The sequence below is a fragment of the Cryobacterium sp. M23 genome (assembly GCF_002929655.1).
GTDB classification, from domain to species: domain Bacteria; phylum Actinomycetota; class Actinomycetes; order Actinomycetales; family Microbacteriaceae; genus Cryobacterium; species Cryobacterium sandaracinum.
Genome location: NZ_PJJV01000082.1, coordinates 180533 through 197108, shown reverse-complemented (window position 1 = coordinate 197108; position 16576 = coordinate 180533). Strand labels below are relative to the sequence as shown.

The 16576-nt window shown below is 67.5% G+C and carries 18 protein-coding genes and 1 tRNA gene; 10 read left to right on the top strand and 9 right to left on the bottom strand.

The window, feature by feature from the left end; all coding sequences use genetic code 11:
* Positions 1–74: 74 nt before the first annotated feature.
* The 3 genes from CXY82_RS16460 to CXY82_RS16450 form a co-directional block, all read right to left on the bottom strand.
* Positions 75–1262 (bottom strand): folate-binding protein YgfZ, encoded by a 1188-nt coding sequence (locus CXY82_RS16460; RefSeq protein ID WP_104171848.1) that lies wholly within the window; start codon positions 1260–1262, stop codon positions 75–77.
* Between the two features lie 66 nt (positions 1263–1328).
* Complete coding sequence (locus CXY82_RS16455; protein WP_104171847.1) at positions 1329–1943, bottom strand: FABP family protein; 615 nt, start codon at positions 1941–1943, stop codon at positions 1329–1331.
* Between the two features lie 206 nt (positions 1944–2149).
* Positions 2150–2413 (bottom strand): hypothetical protein, encoded by a 264-nt coding sequence (locus CXY82_RS16450; protein WP_104171846.1) that lies wholly within the window; start codon positions 2411–2413, stop codon positions 2150–2152.
* Positions 2414–2487: 74 nt separating this feature from the next.
* Between CXY82_RS16450 and CXY82_RS16445 the strand changes: the two genes are divergently transcribed.
* The 8 genes from CXY82_RS16445 to pstB all read left to right on the top strand — a co-directional run bounded on the left by CXY82_RS16445 (position 2488) and on the right by pstB (position 11516).
* Positions 2488–3180 (top strand): response regulator transcription factor, encoded by a 693-nt coding sequence (locus CXY82_RS16445; RefSeq protein ID WP_104171845.1) that lies wholly within the window; start codon positions 2488–2490, stop codon positions 3178–3180.
* On the top strand, positions 3155–4075 hold the full coding sequence (mshD, locus tag CXY82_RS16440) for a mycothiol synthase (RefSeq protein WP_233199394.1): 921 nt from the start codon (positions 3155–3157) through the stop codon (positions 4073–4075). Before CXY82_RS16445 ends, mshD begins: the two co-directional genes overlap by 26 nt.
* 56 nt (positions 4076–4131) lie before the next feature.
* The gene (locus tag CXY82_RS16435) at positions 4132–6306 is read left to right on the top strand and encodes an RNA degradosome polyphosphate kinase (protein ID WP_104100155.1); all 2175 of its coding nucleotides are present in this window, start codon (positions 4132–4134) and stop codon (positions 6304–6306) included.
* The gene (locus CXY82_RS16430; RefSeq protein ID WP_104171843.1) at positions 6303–7241 is read left to right on the top strand and encodes an NUDIX hydrolase; all 939 of its coding nucleotides are present in this window, start codon (positions 6303–6305) and stop codon (positions 7239–7241) included. The genes CXY82_RS16435 and CXY82_RS16430 overlap by 4 nt, the downstream gene beginning before the upstream one ends.
* 176 nt (positions 7242–7417) lie before the next feature.
* Entirely contained in the window at positions 7418–8506 is a 1089-nt protein-coding gene (gene pstS, locus CXY82_RS16425) for a phosphate ABC transporter substrate-binding protein PstS (protein WP_370443718.1), read from the top strand.
* Positions 8507–8650: 144 nt separating this feature from the next.
* On the top strand, positions 8651–9595 hold the full coding sequence (gene pstC, locus CXY82_RS16420; protein WP_104171842.1) for a phosphate ABC transporter permease subunit PstC: 945 nt from the start codon (positions 8651–8653) through the stop codon (positions 9593–9595).
* On the top strand, positions 9595–10695 hold the full coding sequence (gene pstA, locus CXY82_RS16415; protein WP_104171841.1) for a phosphate ABC transporter permease PstA: 1101 nt from the start codon (positions 9595–9597) through the stop codon (positions 10693–10695). The genes pstC and pstA overlap by 1 nt, the downstream gene beginning before the upstream one ends.
* Positions 10696–10736: 41 nt before the next feature.
* On the top strand, positions 10737–11516 hold the full coding sequence (gene pstB / locus CXY82_RS16410; RefSeq protein ID WP_104171840.1) for a phosphate ABC transporter ATP-binding protein PstB: 780 nt from the start codon (positions 10737–10739) through the stop codon (positions 11514–11516).
* Between the two features lie 178 nt (positions 11517–11694).
* Here the strand turns inward: pstB and CXY82_RS16405 are convergent, their stop codons facing one another.
* The 4 genes from CXY82_RS16405 to CXY82_RS16390 form a co-directional block, all read right to left on the bottom strand.
* The gene (locus CXY82_RS16405; RefSeq protein ID WP_233199393.1) at positions 11695–12597 is read right to left on the bottom strand and encodes an aminodeoxychorismate lyase; all 903 of its coding nucleotides are present in this window, start codon (positions 12595–12597) and stop codon (positions 11695–11697) included.
* A gap of 69 nt (positions 12598–12666) precedes the next feature.
* A complete protein-coding gene (locus CXY82_RS16400; RefSeq protein ID WP_104171838.1) occupies positions 12667–13515 on the bottom strand; it encodes an anti-sigma factor domain-containing protein in 849 nt (282 codons plus the stop codon).
* The gene (gene sigK / locus CXY82_RS16395) at positions 13512–14096 is read right to left on the bottom strand and encodes an ECF RNA polymerase sigma factor SigK (protein WP_104171909.1); all 585 of its coding nucleotides are present in this window, start codon (positions 14094–14096) and stop codon (positions 13512–13514) included. Before sigK ends, CXY82_RS16400 begins: the two co-directional genes overlap by 4 nt.
* Positions 14097–14342: 246 nt before the next feature.
* Positions 14343–14972 (bottom strand): DNA-directed RNA polymerase subunit beta, encoded by a 630-nt coding sequence (locus CXY82_RS16390; protein WP_104100162.1) that lies wholly within the window; start codon positions 14970–14972, stop codon positions 14343–14345.
* Positions 14973–15091: 119 nt separating this feature from the next.
* On the opposite strand from CXY82_RS16390, the gene CXY82_RS16385 reads away from it, so the two are divergent.
* A tRNA-Lys gene (locus CXY82_RS16385) sits at positions 15092–15164 on the top strand.
* 169 nt (positions 15165–15333) lie between these two features.
* A complete protein-coding gene (locus CXY82_RS16380) occupies positions 15334–15771 on the top strand; it encodes a hypothetical protein (protein WP_104171837.1) in 438 nt (145 codons plus the stop codon).
* A gap of 23 nt (positions 15772–15794) precedes the next feature.
* On the opposite strand, the gene CXY82_RS16375 is transcribed toward CXY82_RS16380, so the two are convergent.
* The gene (locus tag CXY82_RS16375) at positions 15795–16100 is read right to left on the bottom strand and encodes a GAF domain-containing protein (RefSeq protein ID WP_104171836.1); all 306 of its coding nucleotides are present in this window, start codon (positions 16098–16100) and stop codon (positions 15795–15797) included.
* Positions 16101–16538 carry a hypothetical protein gene (locus CXY82_RS16370; RefSeq protein ID WP_104171835.1) on the bottom strand — a complete coding sequence of 146 codons (438 nt, stop codon included), beginning with the start codon at positions 16536–16538 and terminating at the stop codon, positions 16101–16103.
* Between the last annotated feature and the right edge of the window lie 38 nt (positions 16539–16576).

The window sequence follows — 16576 nt, the reverse complement described above, 5'->3', positions numbered from 1 at the left end:
TGGCGAGCGCGCCGGGGCTGGGTCGGCGGCCCGGGTCAGTGGCCGGGGTCAGTGACCGGCGTCAGTGACCGGCGTCAGTGGCCGGGCGTGCGGATGCCGAGCCGGGGCAGGCGCGGGATATCGGCCACCGAGCCCGCCGACTGAGGCACGATGACCTCCTGCGCGGCCGCGACGAGGATCTCCTGGGAGGCCACGTACAGGGTGACCGTGGCGGGAACGGTGCGCTTCACCGTGGCGAGCGCGATCGGGCCCAGCTCGTAATGGATGGCGCTGGAGGTGATCCGGCCGATACCGCGGTGCTCGGTGGTTCCATCGGCCAGCTGCTTCACGGCCTGCACTTCGTCCCCGTGCACGGGGAGCACCGCGTCGGAGCCGTCCAGGTGCAGCAGCACCAGGCGGCGGGGCGGATGCCCGAGGTTGTGTACCTTGGCCACGGTCTCCTGGCCGCGGTAGCAGCCCTTGTTCAGGTGCACGGCGCTGCGCAGCCAGTCGAGTTCGTGCGGCAGGCTCTTCTCGTCGACCTCCGTGGCCCGGCGCGGGCGCCACGCCGCGATCCGGAGGGCCTCGACGGCGAGAAGGCCGGCCGCGGCGACCCCTCCGTTCCGCACGGCGTCGCGCAGAGCCGGCAGGGACGTGCGAGGGACGAGGGTCTCGGTCCAGTGCCACGCGGCGGCCGGATGCGCCGGTCCAGGCGCGTACTGGTATCCGCCCGCGGAGACCTGGGTCCAGGGGTCGTGCCACACCAGAGGCACTCCGCTCGGCGCGGCCGGTGTGAGCGGCAACACCGACGGGTCACCCATCGACCCGATCACGGCGTAGGCGAGAGTGTGGTCGACGACCTGCACCCGCAGTGTGAAGCGCATCGTGTCGAGCCACGCGTGCAACCCGGGCAGTTGGGCTGCCTCGACCAGCAGCCAGGTCTCCACCCCGTCGTCGATGACCGCCATGGCGTATTCGACGTGGCCGTTCGGGTCGAGCAGGAGCGTCTCGGTGGACTCCCCCGGCGCCAGGCGGCGCAGCTCCTGGCTGGAGATGGAGTTGAGCCAAGTCAACCGGTCCGGTCCGGCGACGCTCAGCACGCCGTGGTGGGACAGGTCGACGACGGCTCCGCCGGCGAGAAGCCGGCGCTGCTCCGTGAGAGGTCCGCCGTAGTGCGCGGCCACGCCGGCGTCGATGCCCTCGGCCTGCACCGCGCCGTCGAGTTCGAGCAGCGGGGATCTGAGCGGCGAGGACGGGAGAAGGGACACGGGTGCATCGGTCATGGGAGCTCTTTCCAACGGACGGTTTGGCGCCGGGGCGCCTGGATGTGAGGCGCAGGGATGCCCGGTTTATTCGACGCGCTTGAGGCGGCCGGACGCGTGGGTGCGCAGGCTCTGACCTAAGGCGGCCATGTCCCAGGCCCAGAGCAGATGGCCGTCGACCAGACCATAGAGCCTCGTCGCCGCCGAGTAGGGTTTGGCACCCTGGGTGCGCATCACGGCATCCGTCGCCAGGTCGATGCGCGGACCCTTGACCTGGCCGAGGTAGATTTCCGCGACTCCGCCGGGGTGCACGATGGTCACGTCGATATCGAAGCCGTTGTCGGCGTTGCGGAGGGTTTCGACCGCCGCAGCGGTGACGAACGGATGCTCACCCACGGCCGGCAGCAGACCCGGACCGGGATCGCCGAGCCCTTGGGCACGGCTCAGCCGCCAGTACCCGGTTTCCGTCATCAGCGGCGTCGACTCACCGCCGTCGGCGTCGGGCGTGGGCTCGAGCCAGGTGTAGGAGTTGTAATTCAGGTGCGGCAGGCCGTCGTGGCTGAAGCTCAACCGGTGACCGAACTCCCGGCTGACGGACTCTTCGCCGATCTGATAGTCGATGACTCCCGAACCTTCCCACACCCCGAGGAGCCACGACAGCGGCACCAGTTCGGAGGGAAGCTGAGGGGGCAGCTCAAACATCGAGGGCTACCGTTGCCCCCGGTACAGCTTGAACAGAACCAAGCCGGACACCCAGGCGATCGACAGGCTCGCCAGCGCGAGCAGCCCCAGGAAGAAGATTTCGATAGCGAGGATAGACATGCCCCTTACTCTAGCCCGCTCGCGCGCGATAACCCCTCGGCACGCCTCAGCAGAACCACACGAGCACGGGCTGACTCAGATCAGAGTCAGAGGAGCCCGGCGAGAGCGAAGATTCCGGTGGCGGCGGCGAGCACGGCCACGGCACCGACGAGGCTGGTCGTAACCCGGTCCACGTAGCCTTCCTTGCGTCCGGTCGCGAGCTGTACGCTCAGGGTTCCGATCGTGCAGCCGGCGAAGGAGAGGCTGATCCAGATCAGATGCTGGCCGGGCAGCGACAGCCATCCGGCCAGCACGGCGCACGCGAACGCGAACAACCACACCACGACGACGCTCTTCCACTGCCAGCTCACCCTCTCATTCTGCCCTGCCCGGGACCCTTTCCGCGGCACGCTAGGATTGGGCGCACAATCCTTGGAGGGTGAGTGTGGCCCAGTTGTTGATCCTGACCTCGGCGGTCAACAGTGACGTTCTTCCCGCCCTCGCCCTGCTGTCACACGGCACGCGCACCATCCCCGCCCAGCCGGACCAGCTCGTGACGGCGCCCGACGCCGACCTCATGCTCGTCGATGCCCGCTCCAATCTGATGGCGGCCAAGTCGCTCTGCCAGATTCTGCGCACCACGGGAAACACCGTTCCGCTGCTGCTCGTGATCACGGAGGGCGGCCTGGCCGCGGTGAGCACGGACTGGGGCGTCGACGACGTCATCCTCGAGACGGCCGGGCCGGCCGAGGTGGATGCGCGCATCCGCCTCGCCGTCGGGCGCGCGCCCCGCACTGAGGAATCCGCCACCATCCGCGCCGCCGGGGTCATCATCGACGAGGCCAGCTATTCCGCCAAGGTGCACGGCCGGCCGCTGGACCTCACCTACAAGGAATTCGAGCTCCTGCGCTTTCTCACCGCGCATCCGTCGCGGGTCTTCACCCGGGAACAGCTACTCAGCGAGGTCTGGGGCTACGACTACTTCGGCGGCACCCGCACGGTGGACGTGCACGTGCGGCGACTGCGGGCCAAGCTCGGCGACCAGGAATCCCTGATCGGCACAGTGCGCAACGTGGGCTACCGCTTCAATGTGCAGGAACAGGACGGCACCCGTGGCATTCATCCGGTTTGCGCCTGATCTGACGGATGCCGCCTTCGCGGCCGAGTTCCACCGGGTCAGCGCCGCCGCCACCCAGGGCGACGGCTACGCGCCGTTCAACGAACAGTCCCTTTTCGACGTGGCAGCGGGGCACCGCGCCCCGTTCCTGGTCGTGGAGAAGGACGGGAACGTCGTCGTGGGTGCGGGCATCCTCGGCGCCGGCGAACTCGACCTCGTCGTCGACCCGGCCCGACGCCGGCACGGGTACGGCGCGGCCGCCCTGGCCGAAATCCTGGCCGACGCGCCCGGGGAGCTGACGATCTGGTCGCACGGCGACCACCCCGCTGCCCAGGCGCTCGCCGATCGGTTCGCTTTCACGGCCGAGCGCACTCTGCTGCAGCTGCGGCTGGACCTGTCGAAGGAGACAGCCGGCAGCGCGCCGGCCGAGCCCGGAGCCCCTGCCCGCACCGGCATCCGTGCCGCCATCCAGATCGACGCGTTCCGGCCCGGGCCGGACGACGCGGAGTGGGTGGCGCTGAACGCGCTGGTGTTCGCCGCGCACCCGGAGCAGGGGGCTCTGACCGCGAGCGATCTGGCCGCCCGCTGTGCCGAACCGTGGTTCTCGGCCGGTGATTTCCTGGTGGCCCGCGACGCCGGCACTGGCACCGGTCGGATGGTCGGCTACAACTGGTTGAAGATCGAGTCGGGCTCCCCGGTGGGCGAGATCTACGTCGTCGGCGTGCACCCGGATGCCGCCGGTCGCGGCGTCGGCCGCCGCCTCATGCTGGCCGGGCTCGACCGCCTCCGCGAACGCGGGTGCCGAACCGCGGACCTGTATGTGGAGGCCGACAGCGCCGCCGCGGTGGCCCTGTATCGTTCGCTCGGGTTCACCGAGCGAACGATCGATGTGCAGTACCGCCGGAGCCCGCGTTGACCGGTGTTCATCCAAGATCGTCGCATTCGCGCGGTCCGCAGTGTCAAGATGGTTGAATGGACGGCGATAACATTCAGACCGACTCGGGCCTGGGCAGCGACTTTGACGATGATTTCGATCCCCTGATCGGCGTGAACGATCCGGCGCTCCTTACCGAGCGCTACCTCGACCGGGAACTGAGCTGGCTGGCCTTCAACCAGCGGGTGCTCGAGCTCGCGGAGGACCCCGATCTCCCGGCTCTGGAACGGGCGAACTTCCTGGCCATCTTCGCCAGCAACCTCGACGAATTCTTCATGGTGCGGGTCGCCGGCCTGAAGCGCCGCATCCTCACCGGGCTGGCCGTGCCGACCAACATCGGGCGCGCCCCGCAGGACGCCCTCTCCGACATCTCCACCACGGCCCACGTTCTGCAGGCCCGGCACGCCCACGCCTTCCAGGACCTCGTCAGCCCGGCCCTCGCCGAAGCCGGGATCGACATCGTCAACTGGGACACCCTGGACGACGCCGACCGCCGTTCCCTGCGCGACTACTTCTCGAACCAGATCTTCCCGGTGCTGATGCCCCTCGCGGTCGACCCGGTGCATCCATTCCCCTACATCTCCGGGCTCTCGCTGAACCTCGCGGTCCGGGTGCGCAACTCCAAAACCGGCAAGCAGGAGTTCGCCCGGCTCAAGGTGCCCACCATGCTCCCCCGCTTCGTGCGCGTGGACCGCCGCGAGAAGGCAGACAGCGTACGCTTCATCACGCTCGAGGACCTGATCGCGAACCATCTCGGAGACCTGTTCCCGGGCATGGACATCCTCGAGCACCACGTCTTCCGGGTCACCCGCAACGAAGACGTCGAGATTGAAGAGGACGAGACCGAGAATCTGATCAAGGCCCTCGAGAAGGAGCTGCTGCGCCGCCGGTTCGGCCCGCCCATCCGTCTCGAGATCACCGAAGACATGGACGAGGTCACCCTCGGCCTGCTCGTGCGCGAGCTGGACGTCACCGATCAGGAAGTGTACCGCCTGCCGGCCCCGCTCGACCTGGGCGGCCTGTTCGACCTGCGGATCGACCGCCCGGACCTGCGCTACGTGAAGCACGTGCCGACGACGGCCGTTCAGCTGCTCGCCCCGGAACCGAACGCGGAACCGGACATCTTCAGCGCCATCTCGCGCCGGGACATCCTGCTGCACCACCCGTACGAGTCGTTCGCGACCAGCGTGCAAGCGTTCCTCGAGCAGGCCGCGGCCGACCCGGACGTGCTCGCCATCAAGCAGACCCTGTACCGTACCTCGGGCGACAGCCCCATCGTCGAGGCGCTGATCGCAGCCGCCGAGTCGGGCAAGCAGGTGCTCGCCCTGGTGGAGATCAAGGCCCGCTTCGACGAACAGGCCAACATCACCTGGGCCCGCAAGCTCGAGAAGGCCGGCGTGCACGTGGTCTACGGCCTCGTGGGCCTGAAGACGCACTGCAAACTCGCGCTCGTGGTGCGGAACGAAGACGGCGTTTTGCGCCACTACAGCCACATCGGCACCGGCAACTACAACCCCAAGACCAGCCGCCTCTACGAAGACCTCGGGCTCCTGACCGCGGACCCGCAGGTGGGCAAGGACCTCACCCGTCTGTTCAACGAACTCTCCGGCTACGCGATCGAGAAGAAATTCAAGCGCCTGCTGGTGGCACCGCTGCACCTGCGCCGCGCCCTGCTCAAGAGCATCGCGACGGAAACCGCGGCCGCCCAGGCCGGGAAGCCGTCGGGCATCCGGATCAAGGTGAACTCCATGGTCGACGAGGCCATCATCGACGCACTGTATCGGGCCAGCCAGGCGCGCGTGCCGATCGAGATCTGGGTGCGCGGCATCTGCAGCCTGAAGCCCGGGGTCCCCGGGATGAGCGAGACCATCAAGGTGCGCTCGATTCTCGGGCGATACCTGGAGCACTCCCGGATCTTCTCGTTCCACACCAACGGTGACCCGCAGGTCTACATCGGCAGCGCCGACATGATGCACCGCAACCTCGACCGCCGGGTCGAGGCGCTGGTGCGCCTCGTCGACCCTGACCACCTGACCGAAATCGACGCCCTCTTCACCCGGGCCATGGACGACCGCACCTCATCCTGGTGGCTGGACAGCTCGGGCGAATGGACGCGCCACCACCTGGACGGCTCCGGCCATCCGCTCGACGACATGCAGAACAGGCTCATGCAACAAATCTCCCTCCGCAAGCGCCCGGCGGGGCGCCGATGAGCGACCCTGCCATCTACGCTGCGGGCGCCGTCTGCTGGCGCCTGATCGACGGCAAGATCCACGTTCTCCTGATCCATCGCACCGTGTACGGCGACGTGACCATTCCCAAAGGGAAGGTCGACCCAGGCGAGACCCTGCCGCAGACGGCCGTGCGCGAGATCGGGGAGGAGACCGGCCTGGCCGTGGCCCTCGGCGTGCCACTGGGCATCTCCGCCTACTCGCTGCTCAACGGCCGCGAGAAGATCGTTCACTACTGGGCCGCAGAGATCACGCCCGAGGCCATCCAGCACTCGACCTTCGTGCCCAACGGCGAGGTCGCGGCGATCGAGTGGGTCACCATCAAGAAGGCCCGCACCTACCTCAGTTACACGCCCGACGTGGAGATCATCGACGCGTTCGCCAAGCTCGTCGACACCGGTGTCACCCGCACCTTCGCCCTGATCGCGCTCCGCCACGGCAAGGCCGTGCAGCCCGGCAACTGGGACGGCCCCGACTGCAGCCGGCCGCTGACCGAGCGCGGCGTCAAGCAGGCCGCCGCCATCGTGCCCACGATCACCGCCTGGCAGCCCCTGCGGATCGTGTCGAGCACGGCGACCCGCTGCGTGACCACCGTGGCCCCGCTCGCGGCGGCCACCGGCATCCAGATCAAGCGCACCGAACGCTACAGCCAGGACGCGTTCGAGCAGGGCCTGGCGGATGTCCGTTCCGGCATCGGCAAGCGGGTGCGGTCGCGAAAGACTGCTGTGATCTGTAGCCACGGGCCGGTTCTCCCCGAGATCCTGCACGAGATCGCCCTGGCCACCGGCACCACCCACGGTGCGTACATCTCCGACGCGGCGGCCCTCGAAACCGGGTCGTTCTCGGTGGTGCACCTCTCCGCCGACAATCCGAGCGCGGGAATCGTCGCGATCGAAACACACTCGCCTGCCCTCTGACCACGGTATTCAGTGAATACCCCGCTGCTTCTTTCGGCCTGCCCCGCCGCGTTCACTTTCCGTTAACCTTTTCGCAGGGGTGTCGTTAACCAGGCGGAATATGGTTACGGTGAGGCCAGCACCGGTCTCGAACCTGCAGTCACTTGTTATGAAGTCAACCCTCGAAAGGGATATCTGTGAATTTCATGCGTTTTGGCCGACCCGCGGTCATCGCCGTCGTCGCCGCACTGGCACTGTCTTCATGCGCCGCGAACGAAGGCGCCGCTCCGGAGTCCGACTCCGCCAGCGCCCTCACCGGCACGATCAACGCCGGTGGCGCGTCCTCCCAGGGCTCAGCCCAGGAAGCCTGGATCTCAGCGTTCCAGACCGCGAACCCGGACGTCACCATCAACTACGACCCGTCCGGTTCCGGCGCAGGTCGGGAGGCGTTCATCGCCGGTGGCTCCGACTTCGCAGGCTCCGACTCCTACCTGAGCGACGACGAGCTCGCCGGCACCTTCGGTTCTTGCGCAGCGGACACCACCGCGGTCGACCTGCCCGTCTACATCTCCCCCATCGCTGTGATCTTCAACGTCGATGGGGTCGACGACCTCAACGTCGACGCCGACACGCTGGCCAAGATCTTCTCCGGCGCCATCACCACCTGGAACGACCCGGCCCTGGTCGCACTGAACGAGGGCGTCTCGCTCCCGTCGACCGCGATCACCGCCGTGCACCGCTCGGATGACTCGGGCACCACGAAGAACTTTGCGGACTACCTCGGCCAGAACGCCCCGGACGTGTGGACCGAGAAGGCTTCCGACACCTTCCCGTTCCAGACCGGTGAGGGTGCGCAGGGCACCTCGGGCGTCGTCGACGCCGTCACCAACGGCGTGGGCACGATCGGCTACGCCGACGCGTCGCGCGCCGGAGACCTCGGGGTCGCCAAGCTCAAGGTCGGCGACGAGTTCGTCGCGTACAGCGCCGAAGCCGCCGCCGCCGTCGTCGACGGTTCTCCTCTCGTCGAGGGCCGCGAAGCCAACGACCTCGCGTTCGACCTCAACCGCATGACCGACAACCCGGCCGAGTACCCGCTGGTCCTGGTCAGCTACGCGATCGTTTGCACCGAGTACGCCGACCCCGCCCAGGCTGAGCTCGTCAAGGCCTACGTCGGCTACATGGCCAGCGCCGAGGGCCAGGCCGAAGCGGTAGCATCCGCCGGCGCGGCATCGATGACGACCGAACTTCAGGACAAGGTCGCAGCGGTTCTCGATACCATCAAGTAGCTCCTGTTTCGCCGTTCCTCAGCTGCCCGATCCGGGACTCGCATGGCTTGCGAGCACCGGGTCGGGCAGACTGGGGTTCGTGGCCTGTGACCTGAACCTCTCTTTCTTAGCTTTTGCCCCAACCCTCCCAAGGAGATACCCGGCATGACGACCGCAGTAGAGCGACCCTCGCTCAAGGCCAAGGAACGCCCCGGCGACCGCATCTTCGCCACGAGCACGATTGTGGCCGGCAGCCTCATCCTGGCAATTCTCGCCGCCGTCGCGGCCTTTCTGCTCGTGCAGAGCCTGCCGGCCTTTCTCGCCGACCCGGAGGAGTTCAAGGGCGACACCACCAACTTCTGGTCGTATGTCTGGCCGCTCGTGTTCGGCACACTCTGGGCGGCGTTCCTCGCGCTGATCATGGCCGTGCCCGTCGCCATCGGCATCGCGCTCTTCATCTCGCACTATGCCCCCCGCAAGCTCGCGCAGGGCCTGGGCTACCTGATCGACCTTCTCGCCGCCGTGCCCTCCGTCGTCTTCGGGCTGTGGGGCATCGGCGTGCTCGCGCCGCTCGTGCAGCCGTTCTACACGAACCTGGTCGAGTGGTTCGGCTGGATCCCCCTCTTTGCCGGCCCGGTTTCCGGCACCGGGCGCACGACGCTCACGGTCGCCATCGTGCTGGCTGTCATGGTCTTGCCGATCATCACGGCGCTGTCCCGGGAGATCTTCCTGCAGACCCCCGTGCTATACGAGGAGGCCTCACTGGCCCTCGGCGCAACCCGCTGGGAAATGATCGCCATGGCCGTGCTGCCCTTCGGCCGTGCCGGGATCATCTCCGCCTCGATGCTCGGCCTCGGCCGGGCCCTGGGTGAAACCATGGCCGTCGCCATGGTGCTCTCACCGAGCCGGGACGTCATCTTCCAGCTCCTGACCTCGCAGAACCCCACCACAATCGCCGCGAACATCGCCCTCAACTTTCCGGAGGCGCACGGCGTCGGCGTCAATATTCTGCTCGCGACGGGCCTCATTCTCTTCGTCATCACGCTCGTGGTGAACATGATCGCCCGCGTCATCATCAACCGCCGCAAGGCATTCTCCGGAGCGAACTGATGAGCCTGACGACCACGGCCACGAACACGGCCGCGCCCCTGACGAACTCCCTCACCGCGGGCAAGCTTCCTCGGCACACCTCTCTGGCCGTGCTCCTGGCCAGCTGGCTGGTCACAGGCGCGTTCTTCTTCGTGGTGATGCTCTCCGGCGCCGCCGAGGGATTCAACGTCGTCGGAACGCTCTTCTTCGGCACCGTCGTCTACTGCGTCGCCATCTACCTGCTCTCGTACTTCGTCGAGGGCGTGCGCAAGGCCAAGGACCGCCTGGTCACCGCCCTCGTGACCGTGGCCTTCGCGGTCGCCCTGCTGCCGCTCTTCTCGCTCGTCATAACCACCCTGGTCAACGGACTGCCGGCGTTCCTCACCCCGAGCTTTTTCACCCAATCCCAGCGCAACGTCGTGGGCGAGGGCGGCGGCGCCTTGCACGCCGTCATCGGCACGCTGCTGATCACCGGTGTGGCCACGCTCATTTCGGTGCCGATCGGCCTCCTGGCAGCGATCTACCTCACCGAGTACGGCCGAGGCCGGCTGGCTCGGGCGATCACGTTCTTCGTCGACGTCATGACCGGCATCCCGTCGATCGTCGCGGGACTCTTCGCGTTCGCCCTGTTCTCTCTCCTGTTCAACGACCCCGGCATCCGCTTCGGATTCGGCGGCGCCATCGCCCTCACAGTGTTGATGATCCCCGTCGTCGTTCGTTCGAGCGAGGAAATGCTCAAGCTTGTTCCCAACGAGCTTCGCGAGGCGGCGTACGCGCTCGGTGTGCCGAAATGGCTGACCATCGTCAAGGTCGTGCTGCCGACATCCCTCGCCGGGATCGTGACCGGGATCATGATCTCGATCTCCCGCGTGATCGGTGAGACGGCGCCGCTGCTGATCATCTCCGGGTTCACGGCCAGCATGAACTACGACCTGTTCAACGAGCGCATGATGACCCTGCCCGTGTTCGTCTACACCCAGTACGCTAACCAGGGCGCAGACACCCAGTCCTACCTCGACCGTGCCTGGGCCGGCGCCCTGACGCTTATCTTGATCGTGATGCTATTGAACCTGGGCGCGCGCGTCATCGCCAAAATCTTCTCCCCCAAGCTCGGCCGCTAGGCTCCACCTCCCGGCCCCGGCCGTCTGAACCAAAGGAATGCATGTCCAAGCGCATTGAAGTCAACGACCTCAACGTCTACTACAGCAAGTTTCTGGCTGTCGAAGACGTGTCGTTGGTGATCGAGCCTCGAACCGTGACGGCCATGATCGGGCCCAGCGGATGCGGCAAGTCCACGTTCCTGCGCACGCTGAACCGCATGCACGAGGTCATCCCCGGGGCGTACGTCACGGGCGATGTACTCATCGACGGCAACAACCTCTATGGCCAGGGCGTCGACCCGGTGCTCGTGCGCCGCCAGGTGGGCATGGTGTTCCAGCGCCCGAACCCGTTCCCGACCATGTCGATCGGCGACAACGTGCTGGCCGGCGTGAAGCTCAACAACCGCCGGATGGCCAAGTCCGACGCCGACGACCTGATCGAGAAGTCGCTGCAGGGCGCGAACCTCTGGAAAGAGGTCAAGGACCGCCTCGACAAGCCCGGCTCGAGCCTCTCCGGAGGGCAGCAACAGCGCCTCTGCATCGCACGCGCGGTCGCGGTGCAGCCCGACGTCATCCTGATGGACGAGCCGTGCTCGGCCCTCGACCCGATCTCGACGCTGGCGATCGAGGACCTGATCGAAGAGATGAAGGCCGACTACACGATTGTGATCGTCACTCACAACATGCAGCAGGCATCCCGGGTCTCCGACCGCACCGGATTCTTCAACATCGCCGGCACCGGCAAGCCCGGCAAGCTGATCGAGTACGACGACACGACCACGATCTTCTCCAACCCGAGCGAGCAGGCCACCGAGGACTACGTCTCCGGCCGCTTCGGCTAAGCCCGGTTCCGTGCCTGGCGCGCGGACAGCACTGCGCCCTGGCTCCGTGCCCCGAACGAATTCGACGGAGATTCTGCCCTGAACGCGCCGATTACGCGTGAAACGGCACGATTGGAGCAGAATCTCCGTCGAATTGGTTAGCAAGCGGGCTGCGGGGCGACGGGCTGTGGGTGGGGCGTCAGACGGTGCGGGCGAGCAGGGCGGCGTTGAGGGTGCGGGTGCGCTCGGAGTCGACGGGCATTGGTCTGCCATCGAGTTCGGTCACGTGCACGGCCAGGCGCAGGCTGGAGAGCAGCCACACGGCATCCGCCGACCGTAGCTCGTCGACGCTCATGTCGCGGTATTCCGTGCGCTCCCCTGCCGCCCGAAGGTGCTCGAACGCGCTCTGTTGGGTGGTGCCGTGCAGGATTGCTCCGCTCGGCAGGGGAGAGACGTAGACGTCGCCCCTGCAGAGCATCACGGTCGAGGTGGGCCCCTCGAGCACGAAGCCGTCGTGGGTGAGGAAGATCGCGTCGTCGGCGCCGCGGCGGCGGGCCTCCCTGAGGGCGGCCATGTTGACCGCATAGCTGAGCGTCTTCGCGCCCATCAGGAGCCAGGGCGCCTGCCCTGCGACGCCGTGCGGGTAGCCGCGGTCCAGGGTGACCGCCCGGATGCCGTCCTCGCGGACGACGGCGAAGTCGGGCGCGGGGGTCGCGTGAAGCCAGGCCGTGGGTGCCGGGCCGGAGTCGACGCCGCGGCTGTAGACGAGTTTGAGCACAACTTCGCCCTCGTGCGGGACGCGGTCGACCACGTGCGCGATCGCGGCCAGCCACTGAGCCGTGTTCGGCTCGGGCAGCTCACAGGTCGCGGCCGAGGTGCCCAGCCGGGCAAGGTGAGGGCCGACCGCCTGAGGGTGGCCGCCGACCACGCCAAGTGTCTCGAAGACGCCGTCGCCCCGCTGGGCGCTCAACTCCCCCACCCGCAACGCCGGGGCATCCGAGTCCACCTCGTGGAACGTGTCGTCGAATTCCGTCTGCGGCGCGTCGGCGGGAACCGGGTCGAGAAGCAAGGTGAAGGGCAGCGTCATTCGCCGAACAGTCATTTGACGAGCATAGAGTATCGGGTCAGGAGCAGGTCAGGATCAGGTCGGGATCGACTCAGATCAAGCAGCTCAGGAGCTCTGGATGGCGAGGATCGGGTCGCTGGTGGGCTGCTCCGAGCCGCCCTTCGGCTCGACCGTGACGCCGATCGTGTCGCCGGCGGTGAGGCTGCCGTCGAGCACGCGCCAGACGGTGCCGGTGCCGGTGCCGGACGAGTCGAAGATTCCGGCGGGAACCGCGCCGGAGCCGCCGATGTACCAGAGCTGGTAGTCCCGGTCGGACGGCAAGTCCGGCAGGTCGTCGACCAGGAGCGCTGAGAGTCCGCTCTCTTCGGACCAGACCAGGGTTGCTTCCTGACCGTCGGCGGTGGTCGCCGACGCGCGCTGGATGTCAGCGGCCGCCGTGATTTGCACGAGACCGGCCGCCTGGTCCTGTTCGAATTGGTCGGACTCCAGGGACTGGCCGACGAAGGTGCCGCCCGCGAAGAGGGCGACGGCCGCGGCGGCCGCCGCGAGAACGCCGACGGGCCGCTGGAACCAGCGCAGGCGGGCGCGCTCGGAGGCGCTGCCCGCTGCAGTGGCGCCTTGGATCGGAGCGGGATCGACGCGCGGCGCGGGGGTGGCCGGTGCCGTCTGATCGGCCGGCAGGGGCGCGAGCTGCGGCGTGGCGGCAAGTTTGGCCATCAGGGAGGCCCTGAGTCCGGCCGAGGGTTGAACGGGGGTGGCGGCAAGGCCCAGCGCCACCGCGGTGTCACTCAGCTCGGCCGCCTCGATGCGGGCCGGCTCGGACGCCTTGAGGTGCTCCTCATAGACGGCGGCCTCTTCCGCGCCCAGGGCGTGGAGGGCGTAGGCGCCGGCGAGCTCGCCCGGGTTCTGCCCGGCGGCGTTGCGGGGGTCGTCATTCCGGGTGTTGTCGCTCATGACGCCACTCCCAACTCGTCGCGCAGGCGGATCATGCCGTCGCGCAGCCTCGTTTTCACAGTTCCGAGAGGGATCTGCAACCGCTCGGCGACTTCACTCTGGCTGAGGCCGCCGTAGTAGGCGAGGCTGATCGCCTGGCGTTGCAGTTCCGTCAATCTGGACATCGCCTTTTCCACTCTTTCGTGCTCGATTCGTACTCCGACCGTTTCGGACACCTCGTCGTAGGCAACCGCAAGATCACGGATGCCGATTTTGATATCCCGGTCGCGGCTGGCCTGCGACGACCGAATCCGGTCGATCGCCCGGCGGTGCGCCATGGTCAGGATCCAGGTCGACGCCCCGCCGCGCTGGGCCTCGTACCTCGTCGCCGTCTGCCAGATCTCCAGGAAGATCTCCTGCGTCACTTCCTCCGACTGCGAAGGGTCAACCAGAAGACGTCGAACGAGACCGAGAACACGCGAGGCCATCCGGTCATACAGCTCTCCAAATGCTCCTTCGTCTCCCTGCGCCACCCGGCCCAGCAATTCCTCATGGGAGACAGGAACAGTCCCCTCCCGGTTGACGTTGAATTCAGCACTCATGAGAACAAGCATCTCAGGTCTTGTCCACGTCCATGGTTCGGCGCGGAGACCGAATCGGATTGGTGTGTCACGACAGGCGGAGGAAGAGTGAAGGCCGGACCGCAGAACGCCTCTCGGCGCGAGGCCGCTCACAGCGGCGAATATTGGAGCCCGGGGTTACTGCGGCCCGACCAGAGTCCAGTGTAAACGACCCGGATGCGGATCGCGCACCCGGCGGGACGGCTCGCGGCCGATCAGTTAGACAGGTCAGTCCAGCGAGTCACTGCGCCAGAGCCGGGCGCACGAGCCGAACTCCTGGGCGGTGGTGGAGAACCGGAGGGCGCGGGTGGTCAGTTCGGTGGACCGGAGCGGTTCGGTCGTCTCCAGGTCGTCCGCGACGCTGGTGCAGCCAACGGAGATGACGCGGCAGAACGCCGCCGCGCGGTCGAGTGCCACGGCGAAATCCCCGGTGAAGATCCCCCGCAGGATCTGGTCGGCCAGGACGATAATCTCCGCCGTGCCCGTGGGCACTGCGGCCCCGGCGATGACCGGGTCGATCGCAACCGTGACTTCGGTTCCGCGCTGGTAGAGGAACGCCGTGCCCTCGGGATCCTGGCGGATGAGCAACCGCACCAGGTAGATCCGCCAGAGCGCCCCGGGCAGGCTGCGCGGCGTTGCACGCGACCAGAGTTCGGCCACCGCGTCGACGCCGTTCTCGTCGGTGTAGGTCACGAGCCGCTCGACGATGTCGGGGTCAGGGTCGCTGCGCACGCGGGCCAGAAGCGCGTGCGCGGTTTCATGCGCCACCCGGCTGATCAGTGCCGGGTCTTCGCCCCCCTGGAAGGACTCGAATTTGCTGCCGGAGAACTGGGTCGGCTTGTGAAAATTCTCGGCCATGGCATCCTCCTGGGCTCGGTTTCGTGTTCGCTGTGGGCACATCCGTCTCGTCTGCAGAAAACCCTCTCCCACGGTACCTAGAAAAACGGATCAAAAATCCCCTGTACATTATTAACCGCGGGCCTCTAGCTCAGTTGGTAGAGCAAAGGACTTTTAATCCTTGGGTCGTCGGTTCGAGCCCGACGGGGCCCACTCACAGGATCAGCGTCGGTGCAGACCCGGGTCTCGCCCGGGCCCAGCATCGACTCCGGACTCCCGGCGAGCACCCAGCGATGATTCGGGCGGCGTTCGGGTAGCTGCTCCATACTTCTCTGACATGGTGCCGGCATGCCCGATGCCGGCGACCTGAGAAGGAGGCCCCGTGGGCAGAGTGAATGAAGAAGTTGAAATCGAGACCGGGATCATCACCCGGTACCGGCGTCACCCCAACGGACGCGGACTGGTGTCCCCCAGCGCACGCGTGCACCCCGAGGCGTTCGTATCCCGAACCGCCTACGTGGAGAGCGGCGCGCGGGTCGGGGCGGAGGCGTGGATCGGCCCCGGCAGTTGGATCGACCAGGACGCGGTCATCGGTTCTCACGTGTTCATCGGCCAGAACGTGCACGTCGGCGCGGACGCTGTCGTCGGCAGCGCCACGCGGCTGGGCAGCTATGTGCGGATCGGTCGCGGGGCACGGCTCAGCCCCGGAGCGGTCGTCGAACGCGATCTGCGGGTTCCGGACAACGCCGTGATCGGCGCGGCCCCGCGCACGCGCCTGTCGCCCGGATCGGCACCCGCCGGTGTCGCCCACGCCGCCTAGGGGTGCGTCTACGGGTGCGTCCGCTACTCGGCGGTGAACTGGCTTGCGAGTTCTCGCTGCACCATCAGCGCCAACTCGCGCAACAGCACGAGGTCGACGGTTCCTGCCGCCCTCGGCTCCGAGTCGAACACGCAGAGGGCCCCGATGAGGTCCCCCGACGGCGACTCGATCCGGAATCCGGCGTAGAACCTGAACTTTGGCTCGCCCACCACGAGTGGATTGTCTCGGAAGCGGTCGTCGAGGAGGGCATCCGGTATCACCATAGCCGCGGTGCCCGTGATGGTGACCGCGCAGAACGAATTGGACCGCGGCGACTCGGCATCGGCCACTCAGATGCGGGCCTTATGCCACTGGCGATCGCCATCGATCACCGTGAGCGCCGCGGACTGGGTGCCGAACAGGATGCGCGCCAGTGCCGCGATGCGGTCGAAGCGCTCCTCGGGCGGGGTGTCGACGATCCCGAGCTGGTCGACCGCGAGCTGGCGCCGCGCCTCCTTCGCCCTCGCCTGGTCGTCGGAGGGCACCGGTTCGGCGTCAGGGGTCGCGACCCGGTCGGCGCCGAGGAGCGGCGCCATCCGGGAGGCGAGAACGTCGGCCCAGTGCGCATACGTATCCGTGGACCGGTATCGGCCCGGCGGCGGCGTCGGCGCCGCACTGGACGGTACGAACGCGACCCCGTCGCTGCTGTCGGCGACGAGCCGTACCGTCACCCGGTTCAGGAGCCGGCCGTGGTGGTCCGCCAGATTTCCGAGCCTGGAATCGTACACCGGGATCGACCGGATGGGCTGGATTCCAAGTATTCCCC

Bases quoted from the DNA above. Each gene is read 5' to 3' on its own strand.
- CXY82_RS16460 (WP_104171848.1), bottom strand. From the start codon at position 1,262: ATGACCGATGCACCCGTGTCCCTTCTCCCGTCCTCGCCGCTCAGATCC.
- CXY82_RS16455 (WP_104171847.1), bottom strand. From the start codon at position 1,943: ATGTTTGAGCTGCCCCCTCAGCTTCCCTCCGAACTGGTGCCGCTGTCG.
- CXY82_RS16435 (WP_104100155.1), top strand. From the start codon at position 4,132: ATGGACGGCGATAACATTCAGACCGACTCGGGCCTGGGCAGCGACTTT.
- CXY82_RS16430 (WP_104171843.1), top strand. From the start codon at position 6,303: ATGAGCGACCCTGCCATCTACGCTGCGGGCGCCGTCTGCTGGCGCCTG.
- pstC (WP_104171842.1), top strand. From the start codon at position 8,651: ATGACGACCGCAGTAGAGCGACCCTCGCTCAAGGCCAAGGAACGCCCC.
- pstA (WP_104171841.1), top strand. From the start codon at position 9,595: ATGAGCCTGACGACCACGGCCACGAACACGGCCGCGCCCCTGACGAAC.
- pstB (WP_104171840.1), top strand. From the start codon at position 10,737: ATGTCCAAGCGCATTGAAGTCAACGACCTCAACGTCTACTACAGCAAG.
- CXY82_RS16405 (WP_233199393.1), bottom strand. From the start codon at position 12,597: ATGACTGTTCGGCGAATGACGCTGCCCTTCACCTTGCTTCTCGACCCG.
- CXY82_RS16400 (WP_104171838.1), bottom strand. From the start codon at position 13,515: ATGAGCGACAACACCCGGAATGACGACCCCCGCAACGCCGCCGGGCAG.
- sigK (WP_104171909.1), bottom strand. From the start codon at position 14,096: ATGAGTGCTGAATTCAACGTCAACCGGGAGGGGACTGTTCCTGTCTCC.
- CXY82_RS16390 (WP_104100162.1), bottom strand. From the start codon at position 14,972: ATGGCCGAGAATTTTCACAAGCCGACCCAGTTCTCCGGCAGCAAATTC.